At 67.1% G+C, this 18,837-nt stretch carries 16 protein-coding genes and 1 tRNA gene; 6 read left to right on the top strand and 11 right to left on the bottom strand.

The window, feature by feature from the left end:
- Positions 1–8: 8 nt before the first annotated feature.
- The 9 genes from ACZL02_RS09880 to ACZL02_RS09840 all read right to left on the bottom strand — a co-directional run bounded on the left by ACZL02_RS09880 (position 9) and on the right by ACZL02_RS09840 (position 9,414).
- Positions 9–1,274 (bottom strand): flavin-containing monooxygenase, encoded by a 1,266-nt coding sequence (locus ACZL02_RS09880; protein WP_472937202.1) that lies wholly within the window; start codon positions 1,272–1,274, stop codon positions 9–11.
- 244 nt (positions 1,275–1,518) lie between these two features.
- Positions 1,519–2,205 (bottom strand): N-acyl homoserine lactonase family protein, encoded by a 687-nt coding sequence (locus ACZL02_RS09875; RefSeq protein WP_472937203.1) that lies wholly within the window; start codon positions 2,203–2,205, stop codon positions 1,519–1,521.
- Positions 2,206–2,376: 171 nt separating this feature from the next.
- Positions 2,377–3,618 (bottom strand): Zn-dependent hydrolase, encoded by a 1,242-nt coding sequence (locus tag ACZL02_RS09870; protein ID WP_472937204.1) that lies wholly within the window; start codon positions 3,616–3,618, stop codon positions 2,377–2,379.
- Positions 3,615–4,454, bottom strand: a complete 840-nt coding sequence (locus ACZL02_RS09865) for a BtpA/SgcQ family protein (RefSeq protein WP_472937205.1) — start codon at positions 4,452–4,454, stop codon at positions 3,615–3,617. Before ACZL02_RS09865 ends, ACZL02_RS09870 begins: the two co-directional genes overlap by 4 nt.
- A gap of 14 nt (positions 4,455–4,468) precedes the next feature.
- Positions 4,469–5,419, bottom strand: a complete 951-nt coding sequence (locus ACZL02_RS09860) for a ribokinase (RefSeq protein ID WP_472937206.1) — start codon at positions 5,417–5,419, stop codon at positions 4,469–4,471.
- A complete protein-coding gene (locus ACZL02_RS09855; protein WP_472937207.1) occupies positions 5,416–6,498 on the bottom strand; it encodes a phosphotriesterase family protein in 1,083 nt (360 codons plus the stop codon). Before ACZL02_RS09855 ends, ACZL02_RS09860 begins: the two co-directional genes overlap by 4 nt.
- Positions 6,498–7,493 (bottom strand): ABC transporter permease, encoded by a 996-nt coding sequence (locus tag ACZL02_RS09850; protein WP_472938114.1) that lies wholly within the window; start codon positions 7,491–7,493, stop codon positions 6,498–6,500. The genes ACZL02_RS09855 and ACZL02_RS09850 overlap by 1 nt, the downstream gene beginning before the upstream one ends.
- 35 nt (positions 7,494–7,528) lie before the next feature.
- On the bottom strand, positions 7,529–8,320 hold the full coding sequence (locus ACZL02_RS09845) for an ATP-binding cassette domain-containing protein (RefSeq protein ID WP_472937208.1): 792 nt from the start codon (positions 8,318–8,320) through the stop codon (positions 7,529–7,531).
- Positions 8,321–8,475: 155 nt separating this feature from the next.
- Positions 8,476–9,414, bottom strand: coding sequence for an ABC transporter substrate-binding protein (locus ACZL02_RS09840; protein WP_472937209.1), 939 nt, complete (start codon positions 9,412–9,414; stop codon positions 8,476–8,478).
- Positions 9,415–9,761: 347 nt separating this feature from the next.
- Between ACZL02_RS09840 and ACZL02_RS09835 the strand changes: the two genes are divergently transcribed.
- From ACZL02_RS09835 to ACZL02_RS09820, 4 genes are all read left to right on the top strand, one after another.
- Entirely contained in the window at positions 9,762–10,934 is a 1,173-nt protein-coding gene (locus ACZL02_RS09835) for a M24 family metallopeptidase (RefSeq protein ID WP_472937210.1), read from the top strand.
- Positions 10,931–12,166 (top strand): M20 metallopeptidase family protein, encoded by a 1,236-nt coding sequence (locus ACZL02_RS09830; protein ID WP_472937212.1) that lies wholly within the window; start codon positions 10,931–10,933, stop codon positions 12,164–12,166. The genes ACZL02_RS09835 and ACZL02_RS09830 overlap by 4 nt, the downstream gene beginning before the upstream one ends.
- A gap of 128 nt (positions 12,167–12,294) precedes the next feature.
- Positions 12,295–13,317, top strand: a complete 1,023-nt coding sequence (locus ACZL02_RS09825; RefSeq protein ID WP_472937213.1) for a LacI family DNA-binding transcriptional regulator — start codon at positions 12,295–12,297, stop codon at positions 13,315–13,317.
- Between the two features lie 48 nt (positions 13,318–13,365).
- Positions 13,366–14,136, top strand: coding sequence for a glutamine amidotransferase (locus tag ACZL02_RS09820; RefSeq protein WP_472937214.1), 771 nt, complete (start codon positions 13,366–13,368; stop codon positions 14,134–14,136).
- 337 nt (positions 14,137–14,473) lie between these two features.
- On the opposite strand, the gene ACZL02_RS09815 is transcribed toward ACZL02_RS09820, so the two are convergent.
- The gene (locus ACZL02_RS09815) at positions 14,474–17,341 is read right to left on the bottom strand and encodes a beta strand repeat-containing protein (RefSeq protein WP_472937215.1); all 2,868 of its coding nucleotides are present in this window, start codon (positions 17,339–17,341) and stop codon (positions 14,474–14,476) included.
- A gap of 339 nt (positions 17,342–17,680) precedes the next feature.
- Here ACZL02_RS09815 and ACZL02_RS09810 point away from each other — a divergent pair, with 339 nt between their 5' ends.
- Both ACZL02_RS09810 and ACZL02_RS09805 read left to right on the top strand, forming a co-directional pair.
- Positions 17,681–17,872: a type II toxin-antitoxin system HicA family toxin gene (locus tag ACZL02_RS09810; protein WP_472937216.1), complete on the top strand. Its 192-nt coding sequence runs from the start codon at positions 17,681–17,683 to the stop codon at positions 17,870–17,872.
- The gene (locus tag ACZL02_RS09805) at positions 17,872–18,303 is read left to right on the top strand and encodes a hypothetical protein (protein ID WP_472937217.1); all 432 of its coding nucleotides are present in this window, start codon (positions 17,872–17,874) and stop codon (positions 18,301–18,303) included. The genes ACZL02_RS09810 and ACZL02_RS09805 overlap by 1 nt, the downstream gene beginning before the upstream one ends.
- A 237-nt stretch (positions 18,304–18,540) precedes the next feature.
- On the opposite strand, the gene ACZL02_RS09800 is transcribed toward ACZL02_RS09805, so the two are convergent.
- Positions 18,541–18,616: transfer RNA gene (locus ACZL02_RS09800), tRNA-Lys, on the bottom strand.
- Positions 18,617–18,837: the final 221 nt, after the last annotated feature.

Genomic DNA, 18,837 nt, shown 5'->3' with positions numbered 1-18,837 from the left:
ACGTGGCTTCAGGCCGACAGGCCTTGAGCCGGGCGGTAGCGGAGGTAGTGGCCCCTCGTGCGGATGTGGTCGGCGAGGAAGCGTGCATCGTGCCAGACGCCCCAGATGAAGCTCGATCCCCGGCCTGACAGCCAGGGCAAGCCGAGGAAGTAGAGCCCGCTCTCGGCCGAGACGCCGCGCTGGTGTTTTGGCCGTCCCTCGGCGTCGAAGACGTCGACCTCCAGCCAGCTGTAATCGCTGGAAAAGCCGGTCGCCCAGACGATGGTCGAGATGCCCTCTGCTGCCATGTCGAGCGTGGCGAGCGGCGCCGTGACGCAAGGTGGATCCGCGGCAAAAACCCGCGCGCCTGGCTCCTCCGGCAGGTCGAGGCCGTTGCGAATGACGAAGGCATCGGCCTCGTCGAGGAGGGCGGTGTAGTAGGCATCGCCCCGCCCGATCGTCTCGGCGAGCCCCGGCGCGAAGCGCAGCATGCCGTCCTTATAGGCCTCGGTACGGCCAACGAGGGTCATGCCGGCGGCGGCGAGCCGGCGGAAGTCCATGGTCCTGCCGCCCTCGGCACCGCTCACCGCGATCGTCACGTGCTCGGTGCCTGGAGCGCTCGCCTGGATGTCCCATTTGCCGAGCACCCCCAGCCACCAGACGAAGTCGCGGCCGCGATAGGCGCGCGGCGGTCGCTCGTGCGGGCCGACGGAGAGGAAGACGCGCCGTCCCGCCCGCAGCAGTTCGTCGGCAATCTGTGTGCCCGAGGATCCCGCGCCGACAACGAGGACCGCACCGTCCGGCAGCGCGCCGGGGTTGCGGTAGAGGCTGGAATGCAGCTGCTGCACCGGCGCGTCAGACGGCACGACCGCGGGGATCGCCGGGTTCTGGAACGGCCCGGTGGCGACCACCACCGTGTCCGCCTCGATCTCGCCCTCGGACGTTTCGACATGGAAGCCGGGCCGCCCGGCCAGCCGCCGCACCCGCGTCACCGCAACGCCGCAGCGCACCGGCGCGCCGAACTTTTGGGCATAGTCGGCGAAATAGTCGGCGACCGCCTCTTTCGGCGCGAAGGCGTCGGGGTCGACGCCGGCAAACTCGAGGCCGGGAAAGCGGTCGTGCCAGGCCGGGCCGTTGGCGACCAGCGAATCCCACCGCGCCGACCGCCAGCGTTCGGCGATGCGGGCGCGTTCGAGGACGAGGTGCGGGATGCCGCCCGCCGTCAGATGCTCGCTCATCGCGATCCCGGCCTGTCCGGCGCCGATCACCAGCGTCTCGGTCTTCTCCAGCGCCATCGACAGCTCCTCTGCGGCATTGCCCCGCCGGCGTTAGAGCGCCGTGCGTCCGGAGGGACGCAGAAAGGTCGCTCATCTGATCGGATCCAGAGCATCTCGCTTCGACGGGGTGGGTCCGCCCAATCGCAGGACGCTCCAGAAGCCCGGCGCGCCCAAGCCTAGAGCAGCCGGGCGCCGGCCGATATTAGGATTACCCGCAGCCCGGCTTAGGCGATCGCGAGGCGGCTGGTGTCCGCCCAACGTGTCAGGCGTAGTAGTCGGGAGCGCGGCGGGCGTTCTCGACGAAGTCGGGATCGTGCAGCAGCACCAGCTCGCCCGCGGTTTCGGCAACGATCCGTTTCAGCCTGCGGATGCTGGCGAGCGCGGCGGCATCGTCCATGCTGACGCCGAGCACCTCGCGGTCGAAATTCTCCGCGAGATCGGCGACGTCGCCGGTCAGCACCTTCACGCCGCTCTCCGGCAGAGTGACCACCACCGACTGGTGGCCGGCGGTATGGCCGCGGGTGAGGATCAGCTCCAGCCCCGGCATCATCTGCCAGTCGCCATCGATGAGGTGCCAGTCGATGGCGGGATCGGCGATCTCGGCAAACGAGCGCGCCGCCCGCCGTGCGCCCTCGAACGCGGCCGCATGTTCCTGGCGCTGCATCGTCACGCGGGCGTGGCGGAAGTGATGGAGATTGCCGGTGTGGTCGCCATGCGCATGCGTCAGCACGACCTCGCCGACATCCTGCGGCGCGACGCCGATGAGGGCGAGCTGCGCTAGGAGCTCGTGCTCCGGCAGCACCAGCGGCGGCGCGGGGAACAGCGGGTTGATGTAGGCGGCCCGGCTGTCTGCGGGGTCGGCGAGGGTCGCGCTGTCGAGCCCGGCGTCGATCAGCACGTAGCCGCGCCGGGTTTCGAGGAGATAGGCCGAGATCGGCACCGTCAGCACGATGCCGGGGTCCGCCCCGCGAACGCAGCCGGACTTGCGGATGATCTAGTAGCCGCAGAGGAGGATGTACATCCTAGTGACGTCGGTCATGCCCGGCTCCTTCGGGAATGATCGGGGGCGGGATGGAGACGGCGGCGTTGTGCCTGGACCGAGGCGGATGCTGTGCCGACGTCAGCTGGAAGAGAGCGCCAGAACCGTTTCCAGGAGCACCGCGGCGCCGGCCGCGCAATCCTCGGGCGCGGTGTACTCGGCCTCGTTGTGGCTGAGCCCGTCGCGGCTCGGCACGAACAGCATGGCGCTCGGCGCCCGCCGCGCGATGAACAGCGCGTCGTGGAACGCCCCGGAAAGGATGCGGCGGCAGAGATTGTGCGTCCGGGCCGCCGCCTCCTCGATGGCCACCAGCAGCGTCTCGTCGAAGGCGACGGGCGGCATGTCGAGCGTCTGCCGGACCTCGGCCGTGCAGCCTTGCGTCGCGGCAAAGCCCATGGCGAGCGTACGCACATGCGCCTCCAGCTCAGCCAGCCGCGCCGCGCGGGGATGGCGGATGTCGAGGCTGAACGCCACGCTGCCGGGAATGGCGTTGACCGAGCCAGGCGACACGGTCATGCGCCCGACGGTCAGGCGCACGTCCTCGTCCTCGGGCATGACCGAGTCCTGAAGCACTTTCAGCAGCGAGACGGCGGCGACCAGCGGATCGCGGCGAAAGCCGAGCGGCGTCGTGCCGGCATGTGCGGCTCGGCCGGTCATCGTCACTTCCAGCCAGCGGGTTCCCTGGACGCCGGTGACGACGCCGATTGGAATTCTCTCGCGCTCGAGCACCGGCCCTTGCTCGATGTGCAGTTCGAGATAGGCCGACAGCGGCGTGCCGAGCGGCCGCATCGGCACCGGCAACGCGCCGAGCGTCGCCTCCAGCTCGCCGGCGAACGCCGCGCCGTCGGTGCCGGAAAGTCCGGCCCAGGCGGCCGGGATCGCGCCCTCGGCAAACGCCCGCGAGCCCATGGCGCCGGGCGCGAAGCGGCTGCCTTCCTCGTTCGTCCACGACACCAGCTCGATCGGACGAGCGGTCTCGTGCCCGGCATCCTCGATCGCCTCCAGGGCCTCGAAGGCGGTGAGCACGCCGAGCGCGCCGTCGAAGCGTCCGCCCGTCGGCTGGGTGTCGAGATGGCTGCCGATCATCAGCGGCGTCAGCAACGGGTCGCGGCCTTCGCGGCGGACAAAGAGGTTCGCCATCGGATCCTGGCTCACGGTGAAGCCGCGGGCGAAGGCGAGCTCGGCCAGCAGCGCTCGGGCCTGCCGGTCACCCGGCGTCAGCGCCTGGCGATCGACGCCGCCCGCCGGCGTGCCGCCGATCTCGGCGAACTGGTCGAGGCGGCGAGCGAGGCGCGCCGGATCGATGGTCGCCTTTGCGGTCAACGCCGGATGCCGTTGATGAACGCCGTCACCCGCGCCGGCTCGACCTGGTTCCACCAGACGCCGTCGTATTTCAGCGAACTCGCAACGATGACGCCGTCGACGATGCCGAGGATGTCGTTGACGTTATCCGGCGTCACGCCGCTGCCGACGAGCGTCGGCAGGCCGGCGGCTTCCTTGATCATCTGGATATAGCCGAGGTCGGCGGCGTGGCCGGTGCGCTGGCCGGTGGCGATGATCACGTCGGCATCGAAGAAGACCAGATCCTTCACCTGCTCCTCCACCGGCCGGTCGGCGACGATGGCGTGCGCGCCGTGCTTCACGTGCGCGTCGGCGAAGATCCTGATGCCCTTGGCGCGAAGCTGGGCGCGGTAGCGCATCGCCCGAGCTGCCTCGCCCTCGATGAAGCCCTCGTTCGCGACATAGGCGTTGGCCCACTGGTTGACGCGCACGAAGCTGGCGCCGCTGGCGCTGGCGATGGCGAGCGCCGGAATGGCGGCATTGGCGAGAACGTTGATGCCGATCGGCTTGCCGAGTTCCCGGCGGATACGGTCGGCGACGACCGCCATGTGCGCCGACGTCTCCGGGCCGATGTCGTCCGGCTTGGCGAAGGGCACGTCGCCGTGGTTCTCGACGATCACCCCGTCGCAGCCGCCCGCGAGATAGGCACGGGCATCGTCGAGGCCGCGCTGGTAGATCGCCTCGACCGTTTCGCCGTCATGCCGCGGCGCGCCGGGAAGGGCGGCGAGATGGACGACGCCGATCACCGCCTTGGGACGGCCGAAGATCTGCTGGATGGCGTCGCCGCCGGCTTGGCCGATGGGCTTCTGGGTGTTCATCGCGAGGTTCCGCTTCAGTTCGTTGCTTGATAGGCGGCTGGTTCTGCCGCCGAAGGGATTTTGGTTGCGCCGGCCCGCAGCGCGGCGATCTCGGCAGCGCTCGGGCAGGAAGAGAGCGTGCCCGGCCGCGTCACCGCCAGCGAGGCCGCCTGGACCGCGAGCCTTGCCGCCGGCTCGACGCCGATGCCGAGGGCGACCAGGCCGGAGACGACCCCGCAGAACACGTCGCCGGCACCCGACGTGTCGACCACGGCCACCGCGGGAACGGCGATGCGGACGAGGTCCTGCGACCCGGCGAGGGCGATTACCGCACCGGCCGAGCCGAGCGTCAGGAGCACACAACCGGGTCCGCGCTCCAGTAGCGCCAGGGCGGCGGCCTCGGGCAGGTCGCAGCCGGACAAGATCGAGGCCTCGACCGCGTTGACGATCAGGATGTCGACATCGGCGACGGCCATGCCGCCGTCCGGCGGGAGGGGGCTGGCATTGAGGATCGTGGTCGCCCCGCAAGCCTTGGCGAGAGCCAGGCAGCCTTCAGTCGCCGCCGGACCGAGATTGCCTTGCAGGACGACGACGTCGCCGGCAAGGAGGGCGGATCCGAGGTCAGTTTTCGACAATGGATCAAAAGCCGTCGCCGAGGGGACGGCGCTGACGATCATGTTCTCGCCGGCGGCGTCGACGAAGATCGACGAGCGGTCGCTTGGCCCGGTTAGAACGGCGAGGCCTGCGGTGTCCAAGCCTTCCGCAGCCAAGAGGCAGCGGATGCGCAAGCCGGTCTCGTCGCCGCCGATGGCGGACCAGAAGCGCACGTCGGCACCGGTGCGGCTGGCGGCGACGGCCTGGTTGGCGCCCTTGCCGCCGAGGCCGTCGGCGACCGCGGCGGCGTTGAGCGTCTCGCCCGCCTTGGGGAAGCGTTGGAGGCGGAACGTCGTGTCGATGCAGACATTGCCGACGACGTGCACCGTCATGCCGCGAAGACCGACCGCGGATTGTCCGTCATCATGCGGTCGATCACCGCCTGTCCGACGCCGTGGCGCAGCAGGCGCGGCACGAAGTGGCGCAGGATGTAGGCATAGCCGAAGCCGCCGAAGCGGGTCAGCATCATCTTCAGGAACACGTCCTGCGACAGGAGGATGCGGTCCTCGAAGCCCATGTCGACCAGCGAGCGGATCGCCCGCGCGTTCTGCTCGTCCGAAGGCGACTGGGAGTCAGCGTCGGCATAGTAGTAGTCCATGCCGATCATGTCGTATTCGAGAAAGGCGCCGCGCTCGGCGAGGGCCTTCTGGTAGGGCAGATCCTCGTGGCTCGGGTTCATGTGGCAGAGCACGGTGTGGCGGAGATTGGCGCCCTCGGCCTCGACGACGTCCAGCACCTCGTGCGCCAGCCGCTCCCAGCCGGGCAGGTGGATCGACAGCGGGACGCCGGTGAGGGCCGAGGCCCGCGCCGATGCGCGCAGCGACTTCCTCTCCTCCTCGGTGAAGTCCTTGCTGACGCCGACCTCGCCGATGATGCCGGCGATCACCGCGGGCTTCTCACGACCGCCGCCGACGTCGTTCACCAGGAACGCGGTGACATCGTCGACGTCCATCGCCTTCAGCCAGTCCGGATGGGTGTGCTCGAGGTAGAAACCCGAGCCCATGACGATCTTTAGGCCGGACATGCGGGAGATGCGGGCGAGCTTGGCGGGATCCCGGCCGATGCCGATATTCGTCGGGTCCACGACCGTATGGCCGCCGAGCTTCTGAAACATCTTCAGTTCGGTGAGGGCGAGATCGCTGTCGTCGAGGCTGACATTGTCGCGGTTGATATACGGGTTCATCCGGAGCTCGCCGATGATCTCGATCGAGACCTTCTGTTCGGCGATCGCGGCGAGATCGGGGTGGCAAGGGCACGCCCAGGATTTGGCGCCGTCGATCAGGATGTGCTCGTGCATCAGTGTCACCCCCATCTCGGCGACGGGGATCGGGCCCTGCACGGTCATCACCTGGCCGGTGGCGACCCCGATGGCGCTGGGCGCCGCGCGGCGATCGGTGAAGTCGAGGGCCATCAGCGCCGCCTCACCGCACCGCGGAACAGGCGGAAATTCAGCCATATCGCGACGAGGATGATGCAGCCGGTGACGATCGGCGTCAGGAACGGCGACATGTGGGAGAGGATCAGCCCGTTGGCGATGACGGCGACCGTCAGCGCGCCGAGCACGGTGCCGACGATGGTGCCCCGCCCGCCGAATAGGCTGGTGCCGCCGAGCACGACGGCGGCGATCACCTCGAGCTCGAAGCCCTGGCCGGAGTTCGACGAGCCGGAGCCGAGGCGCCCGGCGAGGATGATGCCGGCGAGCGCGGCGGCGCTCGACGAGATGACGTAGACCATCAGCATGGTGCGCCGCGTGTCGACGCAGGCCCGCCGGACGGCTTCGGCATTGGCGCCGATGCCGGTGATGTAGCGGCCGAAGCGGGTTTCGTTGAAGGTGATATAGGCGACGACGAGGACGACCAGCGCGATGATTGCAGGGAAGGGCACGCCGAACAGCCAGGCGCGGCCGATGTAGACGAAGGCGCTCGTCGGCTCGATCGGGATGGAATAGCCATTGGTGATGAGCAGCGCGATGCCGCGGATCACCGACAGGCCGGCGAGGGTGACGATGAAGGAGGGAATGCCCTCATAGGCGACGAAGAAGCCCTGGATCGCGCCGATCAAGGCGCCGAGCGCCAGCATGGCGAGGATCACTACCGGCCAGGGCAGCCCAAGCTGCAGTAGCGTTGCCGACAGGGCGCTGACGAGGGCGAGTACCGAGCCGACGGAGAGGTCGATGCCGCCGGTGGTGATCACCAGCGTCATCGCCGCGGCCACGATCAGCAGTGGGGCCGACTGCCGGATGACGTTGAGAAGGTTCGGCGCGGTCAGGAAGGCGCCGGTCGTGAAGGTGAAGAGCAGGCAGACGACGATGAAGAAGATGGCGATCGAGGCAACGCTGCCATTCGCCATGAACCAGTCGTGCCAGGTCGCCTGACGCACCCTTGCAGGGCCGGCATGGGCATGCATCGCGGCGTTGTCGCCGGCAGGCTCGGTGGTCGTGGTCATAGTGGTGCTCCGGCGATTTCGGCCCGGCCGGCGGAGCGCGCGGCGAATTTGCGGCCGACGATGAGGTTCACGACCTCCTCGATGCTGGTCTCGCCGATCAGCCGCTCGGCGACGGCGCGGCCCTCGTACATCACCTGGATGCGGTCGCAGACGAGGAAGAGGTCCTGCAGGCGGTGGGTGATGAGGATGACGCTGACGCCGCGGGCGCTGACCGTGCGGATGAGGTCCAGCACCGCCTCGACCTCGGCGACGGCGAGCGCCGCCGTCGGCTCGTCCATGATCAGCACGGCGGGATCGAACGAGGCGGCGCGGCCGATGGCGATCGACTGGCGCTGGCCGCCGGAAAGGTTTTCGACCTTCAGCCGGGTGTCGGCGATGTCGATGCCGAGCTTTTCCAGCATGGCGCGGGAATCGGTGTGCATGCGCGGCTTGTCGAGCAGCGGCAGGCCGAGGAACCGGCGCCTGGGCTCGCGGCCGAGGAAGATGTTACCGGCGACGTCCACCGTGTCGCAGAGCGAGAGGTCCTGGTAGACCATCTCGACATGCTTCTGGCGGGCATCGGCCGGCGAGGCGAAGGAGACCACTTCGCCGTCGATCTCGATCGTGCCGGCATCGGGCACCACGGCGCCCGAGAGAACCTTCGACAGGGTCGACTTGCCGGCGCCGTTGTCGCCGACGAGGCCGAGCACTTCACCGGCCTTGAGGCTCAGCGAGACGTTGTCGAGCGTCTGGATCGGCCCGTAGCGCTTCGAGATGCCGGTCATCCGGACCCGGTATCGGTCTTCCATTCAGCTGTTTCCCGTCATGGCATGGGGCATCCGGGCGGTGCGCCCGGATGCAGGTCGGCATAGGGCACCGGGCGGCGTGCCCGGATGCAGGTCGGCATGTTGCATCCGGGCAGCGCCCGCGGATGCAGGTGGGCATGGGGTGGAGGGTGTCCGCCCTATTTGAACATGCCGCGGAACTGGTCGACATTCGCCTTGGTGACGATGGTGATCGGCACGTTGATGATCGGCTCGATCTTCTCGCCCTTGCCGAGCTTCTCCAGCGCCTCGACCGCGGCCTTGCCCTCGCCGGCCGGGTCCTGCTGCACGACGGCGGCGACCCAGCCCTCGTCAATGCCCTTCACCGCCTGGGCGGTGAGGTCCCATCCGAACACCTTCACGTCGCTCTGCCGGCCTTGGCTCTCGACGGCCGAGACGGCGCCGATCAGCTGCGGCTCGCCGGTGGCGTAGATCGTCGTCATGTCGGGATTGGCGGTCATCAGGTTCTCGGCCGCGCCCAGCGCCACGTCCTGCACGTTCTGCCCGTCGACGGTGTCGGTCACGGTGACGGCAAGGCCGCTGGCGGTGACCGCCTTCTTGAAGCCGTCCAGCCGCTGGTTCTGGATGAAGGAGTTCAGTGCGCCGACGATGCCGACCTTGGCGGTGCCGGACATCTCGGCCTTGACGTAGTCGGCATAGTGCTTGCCGATGTCCTCGCCGGCCTTGGCATTGTCGACGCCGATGAAGGAGACGTTGTCGCCATCGGGGATCTGGGCATCGATGGCGATCACCGGAATGCCGGCGGCCTTGGCGGCGGTGATCGCCGGCTTCACGCCGTTGACGTCGATCGCGACGAGAATGATGCCGTCGACCTTCTGGGTGATGTAGGTCTCGATCGCGTCGTTCTGCGCGGCCGGCACGTTGTTGGCGTTGAAGATCACCAGCTCGGCGCCCGCGGCGTCCGCCGCCTTCTTGGCGCCGTCGTTGATCTGATTGAAGAACAGCGCCTGCTGATTGATGGTGACGAGGGCGTAGGTCGCGGCATTGGCCGCGCTGCCGAGGGCGACGAGGATCGCGGCGGCGGCGATGCTGCGGGAGAGCATTCGGGTCAGGCGCATGTCGGTACCCCCTCTGTCTGGTCGCGGACCCTTCCTGTCGCCCCTGCGATCAGCGTTCGGCCGCCGGGTGAGATTTCAAAATCCTTGAACGCCTGTCAAGCTCCTTGAATAGAGATTTGTCACTAGCCGAACTGCCTTCAAAAGAGGCGTCTCGTCTCCGAAGCGAAAGAGGTCGCGGGGCAATGCGAGGTTGCGGGCGTGCCGGGAAGCCGGCGGGACCTGCGGGCACGGGCATGTCGCCGGACAGCCGCGGATTGACAGGGGAAACGGCTGGAGGCCAGTCTCCGCTCCTGACGGACCGGCCGCCGATGCGGCCGCGTCCTCATGACCCCCAGCTCGGAGCGACGATGGTTCCCTTGCCCTTCGACCTCGGCGACTATGCCGAGCGCCTTGCCCGCGTCCGGCTGGAGATGCAGCGCAAGGGCTTCGATCTCCTGATGGTCAACGACATCGCCAACCAGCACTATCTCACCGGCTATGACGGCTGGTCGTTCTACACGCCGCAATGCGTGGTCGTGCCGCTGGAGGGCGAGCCGGTCTGGCTCGGCCGGGCGATGGATGCGGTCGGCGGCCGGCTGACCGCCTGGATGCGCTCGGAGAACGTCGTCGGCTTCCCCGAGGATTTCGTCCACCAGAGCGACCGGCATCCGATGGACTGGATCGCCCGCTGGCTGGCCGACAGGGGCTGGGGCAAGGGCCGGATCGCCGTCGAGCTCGACGCCTACTACTACACCGCCAAGGCGCATGCTTGTCTCGTCGCCGGCCTGCCGAACGCGGAGATCGTCGATTCCGGGCTGCTGGTCAGCTGGGTCCGCTCGGTGAAGTCGGCCGGCGAGATCGCGTACATGCGCGAGGCGGCCCGGCTCGTCGAAGGGGCGATGCGCGCCGCCTACGCGGTGATCGAGCCGGGCGTGCGCGAATGCGACGCCATCGCGGTGATCCAGGCGGCGCAGGTCGCGGGCGAGCCCGGCTATGCCGGCGACGTCACCGCCTTGCCGCCCACGATCCTCGGCGGCGAGAACGCCTCGGCGCCGCACCTGATGTGGAGCGACCGGCGGTTCGGCGCGAACGAGACGGTGGCGCTGGAGCTCGCCGGCGCGCGGCGGCACTACACCGCGGGCCTTGCCCGGACGATGCAGCTCGGCCCGATGCCGCCCGCCGTCGCCGAGACCGCCAAGGCGGTGCTCGAGGGCATGGATGCGGTGCTGGAGGCGGTGAGGCCCGGCGAGACGGCGGAATCGGTCGAGGCGGCCTGGCGCCGGGTGATCGCCCGCTACGGACTCACCAAGGAATCGCGCATCGGCTATTCCATCGGCATCGCCTATCCGCCGGACTGGGGCGAGCACACGATCAGCCTGCGCGCCGGCGACCGCTCGATCCTGCAGCCCGGCAACACGCTGCACGCCATCCTCGGCATGTGGATGGACGGCTGGGGCATGGAGGTCAGCGAGACCATCCTCGTCACCGACACCGGCGCGGAGACGATCACCCGGTTTCCGCGCGACGTCTTCTGCAAATGACGGTGGCGGACGCTCCGACGGCGGCAGCCGGCGATCCCGAAATCGTGGCTATCCCCGCCGATCTCCTCTCGCGGATGATCGAGGTGCGGCGGCACCTCCATGCGCATCCCGAGCTGTCGAATGCCGAGGGGGAAACCCAGCGCTATCTCCGGGACTGCCTCGCCGGGGAGGGGATGGTGGCCCGGCCGGCGGCGGGAACCGGGCTCGTCGTCGACGTCGAGGGGCTGGCGCCGACGTCGAACCGGCGGCTGGCGGTGCGCGCCGACATCGACGCCTTGCCGATCCACGAGGCGACCGGGCTGGCCTTCGCCTCCGTCCACCCGGGCGTCATGCATGCCTGCGGCCACGACGCGCACGCCGCCATGGTGTTCGCCGCCGCCGCGACGCTGCACCGGCAGCGCGCGCATTTCGGCGGCACCGTGCGCTTCATCTTCCAGTCGGCGGAGGAGGCGGAGCCGCTGGGCGGGCGGCGGATCGTCGCCGAGGGGCACCTTCGCGACATGGATGCGGCGATCGGCCTGCACGTCGATCCGTTTCTCGCGACCGGCCAGGTGGCGTTGGGGGTCGGCCCGTATACGCTGGCCTCCGACATCTTCGACATCGTGATTACCGGGCGCTCGGCGCATGCGGCCGAGAGCTTCCGCGGCGTTGACGCCATCGCGATCGGCTGTGCGGTGGTCGGCGAGCTGCAGAAGATCGTGGCGCGGGAGACCGCGGCTTTCGATCCGCTGATCGTCTCGGTCACCGGCTTTGCCGGCGGCGGCGCCTACAACATCATCGCCGACCGCGTGACCTTGCGCGGGACGGTGCGCTCCGGCCGAGCGGAGACGCGGCTTCTGGCGCAGCGGCGGCTGCGCGAGATCGCCACCGGCATTGCCGCCGCGCATGGCGGGGAGGCGCGCGTCGAGATCGTCAGCGGCGAGCCGCCGGTCATCAACGATGCCGGCATGGTGGCCGTGGTCGCGGCGGCGGCCGGGGCGGCGCTCGGCGACGGCGCGGTCGTGACGGCGCCCGGCTGGACGGCGGCCGATGATTTCGGCTTCTACAGCGAGGCGGTGCCCTCGGTCTATTTCCGGCTGGGCGTCGCGGACCCCGCCCGCAGTGAGGCGTTTGCGCTGCATCACCCGCGCCTCCATGTCGACGAGGCCGCGCTTGCGCTGGGGGCAAGGGTGCTGGTCGGCAGCATCCTCGGTTTTCTCGGCGGCGCGATGAAAGTCGGCGCGACGCGCTGACGCGTCCGTCCTGACGCCGGCAGCCACTTCCCCGCCGGAGGGGCTTGTTGCATGATCGGCCGATCCTTAGTGTCGTGCGCTGAAATTAAGCGCTTTACTAAATCGCTCGATCACGGCAGCATTGCGGTATGGACAAGCCCGTCACCAAGCGCATCACGCTCGACCAGGTCGCCAAGGCGGCCAAGCTGTCGCCTGCGGCGGTCTCGCGCTATCTCAACGGCCTGCTGGTGCTGCCGGTCGAGACCGGCCGGCGCATCGACGAGGCCGTCAAGGAGCTCGGCTACCGGCCTAACCACCACGCCCGCAGCCTCAGCCGCGGCCGTTCCGATGCGATCGGGCTGGTCATTCCCGAGATCGACAATCCCTTCTTCTCCGGCCTTGCCGCCGCGGTAGAGCGGGCCGCCGACGCGCGGGGCGTCGCGGTGATGCTGTGCTCGACGTCGAACAAGCCGAGCCGCGAGCTGAAATACATCTCGACGCTCGGCGTCGGCGTCGTCGACGGCCTGCTCTTCGCCACCAACCACAACGATGCCGACGGGACCCTCGCCGCGGCGATCAACCAGGCGGCGCGGATCGTCCTCGTCGACGAGGACGTCGCCGGCACCGCTGTCTCGAAAATCTTCTCCGACAACCACCAGGGCGGCTACCTCGCCGGCCGGCATCTGATCGAGGCCGGGCACCGGCGCCTCGCCCATATCGGCGGCCCCTGCGACCTGATGAGCGCCCGGGAGCGCGCGGCCGGCTTTCACGCGGCGGTGCGCGAGGCGGGGCCCGGCGTCGAGGTCGTCGCGGAATATTTCGGCGACTACGCCACCGCCTTCGGCAGCGCGGCGGGCGAGGCGCTGATCGACGGGAAAGCCGGCGCGACGGCGGTATTCGCCGGCAGCGACCCGATCCTCATCGGCATCCTCCGGGTGATGGCGTCGCGGCAGCTCGCCGTGGCCGGGGACCTCTCGATCGTCACCTTCGACGATGCGAGCCCGCTGGAGCTGATGGCGACGCCGGTGACGGCGGTCCGCCAGCCGATCCAGGCGATGGGCGAGCGCGCCCTCGACCTCCTGCTCGCCGCCATCGGCGGCGACACCACCCCGACGGTCGAACGGCTCGCCGTCGACCTCGTGATCCGCCAGTCGGTCCGGCGGATCGCCTGACCCAGCGCCCGGCCGAAAGGCCGGCCGATACGAAAGAGAAAAAGAGACATGACAAAGAAGAAAGTCCTCCTCGTCGGCGAAAGCTGGACGAGTTCCGCCATCCACTACAAGGGCTTCGACCAGTTCGGCAGCGTCACCTTCCACCTCGGCGCCGAGCCGCTGGTGGCGGCCCTGAAAGACAGCGAGTTCGAGCTGACCTACATGACCGCGCACGCCGCCGCGGCCGAGTTTCCCTACGACATGGCCGGCCTTGCCGCCTATGACGCGATCATCCTCTCCGACATCGGCACCAACACTTTCCTGCTGCCGCAGGAGGTGTGGATGCACGGCAAGCCGGTGCCGAACCGGCTAAAACTGATCCGCGAATGGACGCGCGCCGGCGGCGGCTTGCTGATGATGGGCGGCTACTTCTCGTTCCAGGGGATCGACGGCAAGGCGCGCTGGCGGGCGACGGCGGTCGAGGAGGCACTGCCGGTCGCGTGCCTCGCCTATGACGACCGCCTGGAAATCCCGGAAGGTTTCGTCCCCGCCGTCACCGGCAACCCCGCGCACCCGATCCTCAGAGGCCTCGAAGGCCCCTGGCCGATGCTGCTCGGCGCCAACGAGGTGGTGCTGAAGGACGGTGCCGAGTTGCTGGCGACGCTGCCGGCAGAGGAAGGCGGCCACCCGCTGCTCGTCACCGGCGAGTTCGGCAAGGGACGCACGCTGGCCTGGACCTCCGACATCGGCCCGCATTGGCTGCCGAACAGTTTCGTCGAATGGGAGGGGTACGCGAAGCTCTGGAAGAACGCGCTGGGGTGGGTCACGCGGCTGACGTGAGGGGGTGGCGAACTAGTCGCCGTTCGGCGGTGAGCGCCACCAGTGATTGCGTGCCCTAGCTCGTCGATGTTGCATAAGCGCGGATCGGGGTACGCAGAAGGTTTGCCAAGCAGGAGAAGCAACCAGCCGTCGAGCGTCTTGGTGCCGAATTTAAAAAAGACAGAGGGGGGAGCCCGCTTGATTGGGACGGCGCCAAACGTCTCTTGTGTGTTCGGTAACGAGTTCTGCAAACGGCCACTGTTTGACAGACTTGTCTCATTAAAATGAAATATTCTTATAATTGAAAAATAAAAGGGGCGCTATCAGCGCCCCTTTCTGTTCCAGCTGTTACTAATTCTTAAGAGAAGTTAGTAAATGCCGTTGCATCCGAGGCGCTTGTAAATGTTCCAACAAGCGTAATCTCGGCTGCCTCGATTGTGGTGTTATTGGTAGCATTGTCACTAAAGTAGTACATGCGGGTATCGATGCCATTGTCAATCAATATCACAGTATTTGCATTTCCTGCCGTCGCGTCTCCAGCAACGCTTACTGCGGCGGAAATTTTCGCCAAGGCGTCGCTGAAGTCAATTGCAGCGTTGTCGGACACCCGAATGACTTCATAGGCTGCTGTAGAAACGCCGCCTCCGGAGGCTGCGTTTGCGGAGTCGATACCACCAGTGGTGCTGCCAACTAAGGTGCCGAGCCCGCTGACCTTCGAAATATCTAGGGCTGCGGAAAACCCGCTGATAACGTCTGCTCCATTCGTTGCTGCAGTGCTGAAGATAACAGTGTCGGCGACAGCTACGGTCTCCGTCAGGTTGATTATGTCGTTTCCAGCGCCGCCAGTGATGATATCAGTGCCGTTGCCGCCAGTAATGCTATCAGCACCCGCATTGCCGACAAGCGTATCACCGCCGTCGCCGCCGCTGATGGTATCCGCGGCGCCGCCACCCGAGAGTAAGTCTGTCCCCGCGCCGCCGACCAGATTGAATGTGCCTTGTCCCTCGGCACCGCCGTCGAAGGTAGTGCCGCCTGCGCCTGCGTTCAGTGTCAGTGACTGACCCGCCACCAGGAGGTTGTCGCCGCCAAGGGTGATAACCGTTGCCGCAGCAGAGGTAACATTGAGCACCTCGACGTTGGTAACCAGCGTCAGGTTTGCATCGCCGGTTACGTTGATGACATCTGCCCCATCGCCACCATTGATTGCGTCTGTCGCGTCGAGGAAGGCGCCGAACGAGATCGTGTCGTTTCCGTCTCCTGCAAGAATTGCCGTCGTCCCGGCCAAGGCCGAAACATTGATCGAGTCATTGCCGCCACCGGCGAAGATCTGATCATTGCCGCCGCCACCAATGATCGTGTCGGCACCCGTGCCGCCATAGATCGTGTCGGCGAGGGTAAGGCCTGTCAGGGTCGTGCCGGTCGCGCCGAAGTTGGCGAGGAAGAGATTGGTCGCCACAACGCCGGTGTTAGAGACGAAATTGTCGGCCGTCAGGAGATTCTGGACGCCGATGTTGACGATGCTGTTCTGGGCGCCGGAGAAGGTGATGGTGCGGGCGTTACCGTCCGTCACCACAACGTCCGAGCCGCTCAGCGCTGCCGTAAAGGTCGATGTCGCGTTGACGATGATCTGTTCGCCAGTCTCGTTGCCGCTGATGGTCTTGTTGCCGGTGCCGTCGATGAGGATACGATCGACTCCGACGCCGCCGAAGATGCTGTCGGTGCCGTTACCCGAGGTGATGACGTCTGCACCGCCATTGCCGTAGATCACGTCGTCGCTGGCGCCGCCGCGGATGGTGTCGGCGGAGTCTGCCGCATCGTTGATGGCGTTGCCGCCGATGACGGTCGCCTTGGCGCCGGCCGCGTAGTTGGTAAGGTTGATGACGTCGCTGTCGGTGCCGCCCTGGATGAAGAGGGTCGAGGCCGCAAGCGTGCCGTTCGGGCCAGCCGCATTGCCGCCGTTGACGCTGATGTTGTCGGCACCGAGACCGCCGTAGATCGAGTTGTTGCCGAGATTGTTGCCGGCACCGAAGCCGAACAGCGTGATCTGATCATCGCCGGCATTGCCGTAGACGACGTTGTTGCCGGTGCCCTGGACGACGATGATGTCGGCAAGGTCGGTGGTGTCGGTGATGCCGGTGCCGCCGTAGACGGTGTTGTTGCCGTCGCCATTGACGTTGATCGTGTCGGTATCGGCCGAGCCGCCGAAGATCTGGTTATTGCCGCCATTGACCGAGACGGTGTCGTTGCCGAGGCCGCCGTAGATCGTGCTGTTGCCGGTGCCCGAGACAGTGATCGTGTCGCCGCCGGCATTGCCGTAGACGAGGTTGGCGCCGTTGCCGTTGATGGTGATGCTGTCGGCGAGATCGGTGGTGTCGGTGAGGCCGGTGCCGCCGAAGACGGTGTTGTTGCCGTTGCCGAAGATGCTGATCGTGTCGGTATCACCCGTGCCGCCGGCGACGAAGTTGTTGCCGCTTGCGAGAGTCAGGGCGGAACCGATGGTGATCGAGTCGTTGCCGAGGCCGCCATAAACCGAGTTGTTGCCGCCTGAGAAGACGTTGACGACGTCGTTGCCGGCATTGGCGTAGATCACCGCCGAGCCGGCGACGTTGGCGCCGCTGGCGCCGACCGTGATGGTGTCGACGCCGGTGTCGATGGCGTCGCTGACGGCGCCGCCGCCGTAGACGGTCGTGGTCTGGCCGAGGTTCGGGGTCACGGTGATGGTGTCACTGCCGAGGCCGCCATAGATGACATCCGAGCCGGTGCCGGAGGTGATCGTGTCGTTGCCGGCATTGCCGTAGATCGTGTCGTTGCCGCTGCTGGCGGTGATGCTGTCGCCCGCGTCGACCGTATCGGTGAAGCCCGCGCCGCCGAAGATCAGGTTGTTGCCGAGGCCGCCGTCGATCGTGTCCGAGCCGCCGAGGCCGAGCAGGATGTCGGCGAAGGCCGATCCGGTGATCGGATTGCCGTTGTCGTCGTTGCCGGTGGCCACCAGGCCGTCACCGAGGGTGACCGCGCCGCCGCCCTGCAGGGCAAAATTGGTGGTGGCCAGCGCTGCCAGCGTCACGCCGGTGATGGTGAGCGCGGTCGCGCCGGTCTGGATGACGACGTTCGCGCCGGACTGCGAGAAGTTCGTGATCGAGGCAGGCGAGATGTTCAGCGTGTAGACATCAGCCGAACTATACGCCGTCGTGGCGGACGCTGCGCCGGTATAGGTGGTGCTAGCCATGGTTTATCTCTCCTGGAGCCATTCGTTACATTAGGTGCGGGTGTGCACACCGCGCACCTTTCATCTTGGGATCTTGTTACCCATTGATAACCAAGGATGACGCAGCGGTAGGTATGCACGCGGCATACGGAGTAATCAAGGAGCACTTAGGGAGATTTTAAGATATACATTTCATGGCTAGCTACAGATCACATTACTACTTTGCCACGACTGGATGATTCACATAGGAAAGTATTGTAAAGCCTGATGAATGATTTCAGAATGCCGCTTTTAAAGGCTTGCTTACTACCGATATGAAAAGCTAGGCTTATCAATAAAGCAAGAGGGAGGGGATCACGGATGACCATCGGCGGCTTTTTCGCGGTCCTTCGGACGGCCGGATGCACCTTCGACGCCAAGCTGCCGCTGAACGATCACCTGGTGATCCGCTACGGGCAGCGCAAAACCATCTGGCCGGGGCATGACCAGGACATCGAGGTCGGGCACCTGTTCGTCGAAAAGGTGAAGGCGGACCTCGGGATAACCGCCTGATGCGCTATTACGACGTCGTCGGCCGGCGCGACACGAACGGCACCTGGCTGCTGACCATCCCGGCCTTTCCGGAGGCGGCGTCCTTCGGCAGCATCCGCGCCAAGGCGTTCAAGAATGCGGCCAAGGCGCTGCAGACGACGATCGCCGCGCGCATCAAGGACAATGAACCGCTGCCGATTCCCCTGAGTGGCTCTCCGACGGACAATTTCCTGGAGGTCCCGCCGCTGCTCTACCTGAAGGGCGCCCTCTACATCGGCATGCGGGAGAAGGGGATCTCGCGCGAGCGGCTGGCGCAGATGATGTATGCGCCCGAGGACCGGGTCGACCGGCTGCTCGCCGTCGACCGAAACTCCGAGCTCGGCCTCCTGCAGGCGGCGCTGCGCCATGTCGGCATCGGCATGGAGGTGAAGGTCATCGGCGGCACGTTCTGACGCCGCCCTGTGGGGGGATGTCGGCTGCGGCGGGATCGACGCGCGGGATTTCGCGCGGCCGGGGCAAGGGCCGGCAGCGTTAGTTCGGTGCAAGGAGAGGGGAGTTGCTCTGCCACCACCGCAGTTGATGCACAGAGGCGCGATCACAGGCGTCCCGGCCAGACGGGCCGGCCATGCCGTCGGCATCAAAAATATCAGCGGTGGGGAATCGTTCGGCTTGTCAGCCTTTGATTGTGATGGTGGGTGTGCACAGGTTCGAACTGTGGACCCGCTGATTAAGAGTCAGCTGCTCTACCAACTGAGCTACACACCCATCAACGCGCGAGGCGCTGCCGGCATCTCGATGCCGACGAGGGGCTCTATAGCCAAGCTGTTTGGTCCTGTCCACCCGCAAGGCGGAGATAGACCGAATTTTTCGCCCCGGGCCCGGTTTTTGCCGGCGGAGGCGCCCCGCGCCCGTCCCGGCGTTGACGCTGGGGGTGGCGGCAGATAGCCGTCGACGGGCGGGTGGCCAGTGGCCGGTGGCGTCCGGCG

The organism is Mesocryomonas fontinalis (assembly GCF_055730125.2).
Note: the sequence above shows the minus strand (reverse complement) of the source record. Positions and strands in the feature narration are given on the sequence as shown.

Excerpts from the sequence above, each read along its gene's own strand:
- ACZL02_RS09880 (WP_472937202.1), bottom strand. The coding sequence starts at position 1,274 with ATGGCGCTGGAGAAGACCGAGACGCTGGTGATCGGCGCCGGACAGGCC.
- ACZL02_RS09865 (WP_472937205.1), bottom strand. The coding sequence starts at position 4,454 with ATGAACACCCAGAAGCCCATCGGCCAAGCCGGCGGCGACGCCATCCAG.
- ACZL02_RS09860 (WP_472937206.1), bottom strand. The coding sequence starts at position 5,419 with ATGACGGTGCACGTCGTCGGCAATGTCTGCATCGACACGACGTTCCGC.
- ACZL02_RS09855 (WP_472937207.1), bottom strand. The coding sequence starts at position 6,498 with ATGGCCCTCGACTTCACCGATCGCCGCGCGGCGCCCAGCGCCATCGGG.
- ACZL02_RS09850 (WP_472938114.1), bottom strand. The coding sequence starts at position 7,493 with ATGCATGCCCATGCCGGCCCTGCAAGGGTGCGTCAGGCGACCTGGCAC.
- ACZL02_RS09845 (WP_472937208.1), bottom strand. The coding sequence starts at position 8,320 with ATGGAAGACCGATACCGGGTCCGGATGACCGGCATCTCGAAGCGCTAC.
- ACZL02_RS09840 (WP_472937209.1), bottom strand. The coding sequence starts at position 9,414 with ATGCGCCTGACCCGAATGCTCTCCCGCAGCATCGCCGCCGCCGCGATC.
- ACZL02_RS09835 (WP_472937210.1), top strand. The coding sequence starts at position 9,762 with ATGGTTCCCTTGCCCTTCGACCTCGGCGACTATGCCGAGCGCCTTGCC.
- ACZL02_RS09830 (WP_472937212.1), top strand. The coding sequence starts at position 10,931 with ATGACGGTGGCGGACGCTCCGACGGCGGCAGCCGGCGATCCCGAAATC.
- ACZL02_RS09825 (WP_472937213.1), top strand. The coding sequence starts at position 12,295 with ATGGACAAGCCCGTCACCAAGCGCATCACGCTCGACCAGGTCGCCAAG.
- ACZL02_RS09820 (WP_472937214.1), top strand. The coding sequence starts at position 13,366 with ATGACAAAGAAGAAAGTCCTCCTCGTCGGCGAAAGCTGGACGAGTTCC.
- ACZL02_RS09815 (WP_472937215.1), bottom strand. The coding sequence starts at position 17,341 with ATGGCTAGCACCACCTATACCGGCGCAGCGTCCGCCACGACGGCGTAT.
- ACZL02_RS09810 (WP_472937216.1), top strand. The coding sequence starts at position 17,681 with ATGACCATCGGCGGCTTTTTCGCGGTCCTTCGGACGGCCGGATGCACC.
- ACZL02_RS09805 (WP_472937217.1), top strand. The coding sequence starts at position 17,872 with ATGCGCTATTACGACGTCGTCGGCCGGCGCGACACGAACGGCACCTGG.